This window comes from uncultured Gimesia sp. (assembly GCF_937910335.1).
Lineage (GTDB): Bacteria > Planctomycetota > Planctomycetia > Planctomycetales > Planctomycetaceae > Gimesia.
In genome coordinates this window covers 1-6,888 of record NZ_CALEMX010000387.1, presented here as the reverse complement: position 1 = coordinate 6,888, position 6,888 = coordinate 1, and the positions used below count along the sequence as shown (strand labels likewise).

Here is a 6,888-nt window from a genome sequence, read left to right as displayed (position 1 = left end):
AAGCTGCGGACGGTCTCTTTTCTGCTTTGCGTTTTTTCTTCAGAGCTGCTGGCAGTTTCTTTTCGATTACGAGCACGTTCCTGAGCCATTCCCACTAATTGAGCCGCGAACTGAAGTTCGTTTGTCTTAAAGTAAGGAGTGGAAGGGGCACCGCCTAAATGTTTGACTGATTTAGATGCCAACTGCTGCCAGCTCATTTTATTTGCCAGATGCCAGGCTGCGGCTTGTCCAGCCTGTTGATTGACACGACCCGTTGCCACAAATTTGAGAAGTTCCTGAAGTGCAGGGTCTTTGACCATTTCTTCTGTTTTAACCATTCGGTAGTCCATGCGAGGTGCTGGTTCTAATTTTCCATGTTCCAGGCAGACGGAAGTGTAAGGGACATATACCGTTTTTTCAGGAGGGATGGAGAAGAATCCACCACCAGCGCCACCACCGCCGCCTTGGCCACCAAGTCCACCACCCTGACCACCTTGACCACCGCCACCTGAGGTTTGGCCCTGGCCTCCCTGGCCACCTTGACCACCACCACCAAGCCCGCCACCCAGGCCACCGCCGAGGGCGCCTTGCTTCAAGACTTGAACTGCAAGAAATGTTTCTGGTAGTTTGACATTTAGTGGCTTCGACTCATTATTCGTGATCAGTACATTACCACCCTTTGAACTTTTGGCAATGATTTTGACATCGACCTTACCCGATTCCATCGCCACGAAAAGATCGTCTATCTTTTCGGCCGCGGGATTATATTTTTGAGGCCGGAGTGATTTCTTCGCGGCTTCGAGGTTGGTGCTGAGGCAGAGCGCCAAAAAACCAACAGTGAGAAAGGTCATGAATCGGGAGATGGCATGTTTTGTGGACAACATAGAAATTGTTCCTGTGGTTCACTAAGAGAATACCACGCAAGCGTGATGTAAGAATAGAAGTCATTGAGCAAATGGGAACGCTGTTTTTATTTACAAATTTCCCGTTACTTTAATCTTACAGCATATTAAACGGTCCTGGCAACAAAAAGTTGCTTGTAAACCAACTTTTTTGCAACTCAGTTTGACGGCTATTAATGTGGAAGCGGTCAGGTAATTCGGGAGACGCATCAGTTTGTGACGATTATGTGGCACATATCAGTAGCAGAACATGGCAGGGGCCGTAATAATTTTGACTGGGTTGTCACTGAAAGCATTCCGTTTTGAGATCAAAACAGCCTGAAACAGCTCAAAGCGTTAACAATCATTAACACAATGGCGTTTGATAGATATAGGAAGGATTTATGTTCGAGGAGATCACAGCAGAGAATGTCATTGGGTATTTGAAGGAAAAACAGCATCTGAATTCTGTGGAAACAGCTTCTGCCGACGCATTAGCGTGGGGTGTTTCCAACATAGTCATTCGTATACATCGTGAGTTTGAGGCCGATTTTGTAATCAAACAATCACGAAAGCAGCTACGGACACAGGCGGAGTGGTTCAGTCATCTGGATCGTATTTGGCGCGAATGGGAAGTGATGCAGGAGTTGGAGCATCTATTGCCGGAAGGGGTGGTACCACGAGTTTTGTTTGAAGAGCGAGAGAATTATCTCTTTGCGATGGAGGCGATCGACGAACATCATCAAGTTTGGAAAGCGGTTTTGTTAGATGGAAAATTCGATCCCCAAATTGCGCGTGAGTTGGGAGATTATTTGAGTGCCATTCACCGGAAAAGTTTTTTGAATGAACAATATGAAGCCCGATGGGGGGACTGGGAAATATTTGACCAGTTGAGAATAGACCCTTTCTATCGGTTTATTGTAAAAGCACATCCGGAAATCAAAACCTGGGTAGATGATTTAATCAACGACATGTCGGCTCATCGACTCTGTCTGGTGTTGGCTGACTTCAGTCCGAAAAATATTCTGATCACCGATCAAGGGATTCATTTAGTCGATTTTGAGACGGCTCATTTTGGCGATCCTGCGTTTGACCTTGGTTTTTTCCTCAGCCATCTGTTACTGAAAGCAATCTGTTTTCAACAGGAAGGTGTTGCGTGTATTGAATTGGCAGAGTGTTTTTGGGACCAATATATTAATCACGGATCTACTTTACCAACGGGCGATCATTCACGTGTTAGCGAAATGGAAGAGCAGGAACTGGGATTGCGAACAATAAAGCATCTGGCGGCTTGTATGTTAGCGCGTGTCGATGGAAAGAGCACGGTTGATTATCTCACGGAATCGATATTGCTGGATCAGGTTCGATCTTTTGCACTTTCTTTAATCTTTAATCCTCCCGTTTCGATCCCGCAAACAACGTTACGATTAAACGAGATGTTGAATTCCTGAGTACATACAGGTGACGATTCATGGAATTCCTGCTATGTTGGAGAGTAGAACCAAACAATTGTAATTGTGTACGTTAACTTATTTATTGACATCGACAGTCAGGAGAATGTTCTGTCATGACGCAAATTGAGTTTGTCCATGCGCGCGAGGTTTTTGATAGCCGAGGTAATCCTACAGTTGAAGTAGAGATTTGCTGCGCAAATTCTCGGCCCGGTAGAGCAATGGTTCCCAGTGGCGCCAGTACCGGGAAATTCGAAGCTGTCGAATTGCGTGATCAGGATTCAGAACGTTTCGATGGTCTTGGTGTAACTCAGGCGGTCGAGCATGTGCGCGGTGAGATCGCAGAGGCATTAATCGGTCAGGATGCCTCAGACCAGCAAAGCATTGATAAGAAATTATGTGAGCTGGATGGCACAGAGAACAAATCTCGACTGGGGGCGAACGCGATTCTGGGTGCGTCTCTGGCAGCCGCCTATGCTGCTGCTGAATCTCAAGGCCAAACGCCTGTAGAACGTTTTGCCGAAATCTGGTCCGAATACCCGGCTCCCTCTCCTGCGGGAGGGGCAGTTCAGCCGCAGCGGACTTCATTATTATCCCAATCCATGTTATTGCCCCTGCCGATGGTCAACATGATTTCAGGTGGTCTGCATGCGGGGCGGAATCTCGACTTTCAGGATTTTTTGATTCTGCCGGTTGGTGCCACTTCTTATCGTCAGGCATTCGAATGGATTGTGACAATTTATCGCAGACTCGGTCAAATCCTGAATAAGACAGGACACGAAGGAACTTTGATTGGAGATGAAGGGGGATATGGCCCCAAATTAAGCAGTAACAGTGAAGCGGTCAAATTTGTCGTGGCAGCAATCGAAGCAGCGGGATTAAAACCGGGTGACGATGTGGCAATTGGACTGGATGTTGCCAGTACACATTTTTATGACGCAGAGTCTGGAACCTATCACTTAAATGCAACAGGTGAAGAGGCGCTCTCCTCTGATGATGTGATTGATCTGCTGGAACGCTGGGTGAATACCTATCCGATCATCAGCATCGAAGATGGATTGGCAGAAGATGATTGGGCTGGTTGGAAAAAATTGACGGAGAGGTTAGGGCATCGCGTACAATTGATCGGCGATGATCTGTTTGTGACCAATCGTGATCGTTTGCAGCAGGGAATTCAAAGTCAGACAGCAAATAGTGTATTAATCAAATTGAATCAGATTGGTACGCTTTCTGAAACATTGGAAACATTAAGGATGTCCATTGATCATGGCTATTGGCCTGTTGTTTCGGCTCGTAGTGGTGAAACAGAAGATACTACAATTGCAGATCTCGTTGTAGCGACCGGAGCAGGGCAGTTAAAAGTGGGGTCGGTTGGCCGCAGTGAACGTTTAGCGAAATACAATCAGTTACTCAGATTGGAAGAACGATTATCAGGCCGCGCCGGTTATCATGGCGGGGCGATCTTTTCTTCATTGAAATAGTCGATGTTTCCAATTGGCAGCATAAAAAACCTCCGAAATATTCGGAGGTTTTTTAGATGGCGTTCTGTTTTTTCTGCAATGTTTGACTCAATATCAATGTACTTCTTTTTATCCATAGAGCTATACCAGAGAATTTATTTCTTTTTGTTGAAGTAATAGTGGCCATTATGGTGTCCGTAGTGATGCCCATAGTGGTTTCCATAATGATGACCGTAGTTGTGACCGTAATGATGGCCATAATTGTGGTGTCCATAATGGTGCCCGTAATTGTTGTGACCATAGTTTTTATAGCCATAGTTTTTGTGTCCATAGTTGTGACCGAAATTCTTATTCTTGCTATTCAAAGTTTGATTTTTTTGCGAATAAGAAGAGCGGTTACTATAGTTCCGATTTTTGTAATTATTGTTTTGGTAATTACGATAGTTGGAAGAGCGATTTGAAGATTTTGCTGAGGATTTTCCTGAATATCGATTCGATCCAGCGGAGGCGTCTTCTGTTGCTGCGATGAAGGTCATTACGACACATGTGAAGAGGGTGACTGCAAATTTCATTGTTTCGTTCCTTTAGTGAAGATTGGTTTGAGTTGAGTTTGTTGTCTCACACTCAACCAAGCGGGAACGCTCCAGATTTGTTACAACCTTTTTAGAATAATAATCAGAGGCGGATGACTGGTTCGTATGTCCATGTGTTTGTGTTGGTTATTTCGAGTACATTTCATTGAGCGCATCCAAATCGGCGTGCAGTGACTGAAATACCTGAAAAATACTGACGGCGCCTAGAGTTCCGGCAACTGTCAGAATTCCGATGGCGAGCTTGTCATCCAGATTAATCAGCGCCAGAGTGGCAATACTCAGCGTAGGCACTAAAAAAGCCATGATCAGATAGATCCAAGTCAGCCGTTTGGTTTGAACGAAGATTTGTGGCGTCTGCTGACGAAATTCATTGGATTGCAGTAATCGAGGATAAAGGGCATGCAGGCTGATGTAGGTAACTCCAAAAAAAGGATAACTGGCGGCGATCAAGCCACATAGTAAGAGTGAGCCCAGGAAATGAATGTAGTCCGTGATCTGCAGAGATCCGATTGCATAGTGCATACTAATGGGATACGCAATTCCTGCGATGATCCATTCTGTGATACAGATCAGAGCAGCATAATGTCCTAATCGAAGACACCGCTTTTGCATGGCGGCAGCTTTCTGATCTTTTAACTGGTTTTCATCTGTATTGGTTGCTGGAAATCGTAGAACCGTCCAGGCAAGCCAGCCAATCAAACTCAATCCCAGAGGATAAGCAATGAGATTAATAATCGATTGTATTTGCCAAAACGCATCTTGCGAATTTTTCAAGTGTTCAATGATATGTTTTTGATTATGAAAGAAGTTGAATAAACCGGCCAGAATATTTGGAATGGCAACAATGAAAATGATCAGCGGAATTTCCCAGCCTTTCAGTCGAGTAAACCAGCTTGTGGGAGAGGGAAACAGTATTTGTTGTGCTCTGGGATTTAGACATAATTCCAGTTGACTGGTAAGTTCAGCACCAGAGTTCCAGCGATCTTCGGGAGAGGGGGCCAGGCACTTTTGCAAAACGGTTATCAAATGCTCCGGACAGTCAGGAGGCAGGTGTTGTGGCATGTTTCTCAATGAAGGTCCCGTTTTGCGATGTTGAATCATCTGCTTTATTAAGGCTGACCAGCCGGATTGGAGGGAAGGATCTTGAAAGGGGCGCATACCCGTCAATAATTCCCAAAGCATCAAGCCTAGCGAGTAAATATCACTTCTTTCGTCGAGGCTTTCGGGGAGTCGACTATGAGTGGGGTCATAAGCTTCGAGTTGTTCTGGTGACATGTAAGCCAGACTTCCGCCGAAGTAGGCGGCGGGGGTGGTACCTGTTACATGGGAGCTGAAGCTGATGTTAAAATCAGCCAGTTTCGGTATGCCCTCTGCTGTCAGGAGAACATTGGCGGGTTTGATATCGCGGTGCAATATTCCCTTTTGATGAGCATAGTCCAATGCATTTGCCAGACGAATACCTAACCAGCAAATCGTTTCAGGCCATGAAAGGGAGTTCAAAGTCTGTCGGGTCATGGATTCAGAAGGGCAGGATTCTCCTCGGAATTCCAGCGACTCGTTGATGGCATTGAGCAGGACTCTGCCCGATCTTTCCGAGGGAGCCGTCTTTCGGATATGTTCAATCACAGGTTGTAACGTGCCACCCGGGAGGTATTGCATATATAGCAGGCGGACTTTTTGGTCTGAGATTAATCGCTGGTCGAAAACACGTACAATATTATCATGATCCAACTGTGCGAGCGTTTGTGGTTCCGTACTGGAATTCCCCGATATCTTTAAAGCTACCAGGCGTTGCATGGAATTCTGACGCGCCTGATAAACCTTTGCGAAAGCACCTTTTCCCAGCAATGTCAATAAATCAAATTCATCAATCGTATCCCCTGGCTTAAAACTGTCAAATACCTCTGTAGCGGGTGGTTTAAATATTTTGGTGGAGACAAAGTCATGGTTCAAACCAAAAAGTTGTTCCAGCTGCGGGGCCACTGTAGGAAATAACCTGAGGAATTCCTCGGGATCAGCATCAAAACCATTTTGTCGGCGAAGATGATATTCTTCGTATAGCAAATCAACGGGAACGCTTTCTTCCAGAAGCATGGGGAACTCATCGAAATATTCCGTGATTCGTTTGGGGAAATTAAATTGCTGCCAGCGAAATTCCAGATCGATTTTAATCAGTTCGATTAACATGAAGTGGTTGGGCTGTAGCTGGTTTTGAAAATAATTTTTTAATTCGGGCGGAGATTCTTTCGCTTCCCACTCATTGACAAACTGTTCCATTAGTTCTGTCAGCGCAGTCAACATACTTTGACTGTCGGATAAATCTTGTTGTGGGACAGGTTCAGGCAACTGTTCGCTCCAGCTCTGTCAAATGGGAACACTATGTCGTTATGGTGAAAATATTAGTAGAAGACTGACCTGATCAATGGTATAAAGGTGCGAATCCTTTCTCTGATTGATCAATCTTATATTAATGGGTTTATCTCGTCTGCCAACAGTCTCGTCGGGTCAACGAGCGGTGACTTAG

At 45.3% G+C, this 6,888-nt stretch carries 5 protein-coding genes; 2 read left to right on the top strand and 3 right to left on the bottom strand.

The features are described from left to right. The coding region (locus tag Q0668_RS15405) for a hypothetical protein (RefSeq protein ID WP_298866243.1) at positions 1-863 on the bottom strand (863 nt) is incomplete at its 3' end. Between the two features lie 401 nt (positions 864-1,264). Here Q0668_RS15405 and Q0668_RS15400 point away from each other — a divergent pair. Both Q0668_RS15400 and eno read left to right on the top strand, forming a co-directional pair. Continuing rightward, positions 1,265-2,311: a phosphotransferase gene (locus Q0668_RS15400; RefSeq protein WP_298866241.1), complete on the top strand. Its 1,047-nt coding sequence runs from the start codon at positions 1,265-1,267 to the stop codon at positions 2,309-2,311. 116 nt (positions 2,312-2,427) lie between these two features. Further along, entirely contained in the window at positions 2,428-3,792 is a 1,365-nt protein-coding gene (eno, locus tag Q0668_RS15395; RefSeq protein WP_298866239.1) for a phosphopyruvate hydratase, read from the top strand. A gap of 134 nt (positions 3,793-3,926) precedes the next feature. Here eno and Q0668_RS15390 read toward each other — a convergent pair whose 3' ends face one another. Together Q0668_RS15390 and Q0668_RS15385 are read right to left on the bottom strand one after the other, a co-directional pair. After that, on the bottom strand, positions 3,927-4,343 hold the full coding sequence (locus Q0668_RS15390; RefSeq protein WP_298866237.1) for a hypothetical protein: 417 nt from the start codon (positions 4,341-4,343) through the stop codon (positions 3,927-3,929). A gap of 147 nt (positions 4,344-4,490) precedes the next feature. Next, positions 4,491-6,710 (bottom strand): serine/threonine-protein kinase, encoded by a 2,220-nt coding sequence (locus Q0668_RS15385; RefSeq protein WP_298866235.1) that lies wholly within the window; start codon positions 6,708-6,710, stop codon positions 4,491-4,493. Between the last annotated feature and the right edge of the window lie 178 nt (positions 6,711-6,888).

Excerpts from the sequence above, each read along its gene's own strand:
- Q0668_RS15400 (WP_298866241.1), top strand. The coding sequence starts at position 1,265 with ATGTTCGAGGAGATCACAGCAGAGAATGTCATTGGGTATTTGAAGGAA.
- eno (WP_298866239.1), top strand. The coding sequence starts at position 2,428 with ATGACGCAAATTGAGTTTGTCCATGCGCGCGAGGTTTTTGATAGCCGA.
- Q0668_RS15390 (WP_298866237.1), bottom strand. The coding sequence starts at position 4,343 with ATGAAATTTGCAGTCACCCTCTTCACATGTGTCGTAATGACCTTCATC.